The organism is Streptomyces muensis, assembly GCF_021474425.1.
Classification (GTDB): Bacteria; Actinomycetota; Actinomycetes; order Streptomycetales; family Streptomycetaceae; genus Streptomyces; species Streptomyces muensis.
This window is the reverse complement of sequence record NZ_JAKEIP010000626.1, coordinates 1-711: the sequence shown is the minus strand read 5'-3', so window position 1 is coordinate 711 and position 711 is coordinate 1. Positions and strand designations below refer to the sequence as shown.

Here is a 711-nt window from a genome sequence, read left to right as displayed (position 1 = left end):
ACCGGGACCGCCCGGCGCACCACCGGGGCCGGACGACGGCGGGGAGATCACCCAGTCGTCGTCACCGCCGCCGAAGGATGGGCCGCCCTGCTGCGGACGGTTCGTCTCCTGCGGGAAGGCGGGCGGGGCCGGCGGTCCGGGATCCAACGGTCCCTCCGGCCCGCCCGGGCCGGGGCCGAAGCCACCCGGGCCGCCATGGCCGCCGGGGTTGCCAGGACCACCGGGACCGCCCGGGCCGGGGCCGAAGCCGCCAGGTCCGCCCGGGCCGCCAGGTCCACCGGGGCCGGGGCCGCCCGGGCCGCCCTGAGGGTCGCCGCCGAACGGCGGGAGCGGCTCGGCCGGGCGGTTCACCTGGGACGGGCGCGAGCTCTGGTAGTCGTACGAGTCACCGCCGCCGTACGACGGGCCGGGACCCGGCGGCTGCTGGAACGGGCCGCCCGGGCCCGGGCCGGGCGCCGGCTGGCGCGGGGCGGCGGGGGTGTACGACGTCGCCGTGTTGGTCAGGAAGTTCCACCGGCACTCCTCGCAGAACGGCGCACCGCCCTCACGGGGCGTACGGCACTGCGGGCAGAGCTCCGGCTCCGGAATGGCGGAGGTGGGCGGCGGGCCGCCCACCCACCCCCATGCGGGGCCCGCGGGGTGCCCCCCGGGCCGGTCGCCCCCGGAGGGCGGGGGGCCCGGGAGCGGCGAGGTCCGCGGGACCCTCCAGGC

Annotated in this window: 1 pseudogene; it reads right to left on the bottom strand. The window is 80.9% G+C overall.

From position 1 onward, the window contains the following. Positions 1 to 711, bottom strand: a pseudogene (locus L0P92_RS44785) (FHA domain-containing protein); the annotation flags it as partial.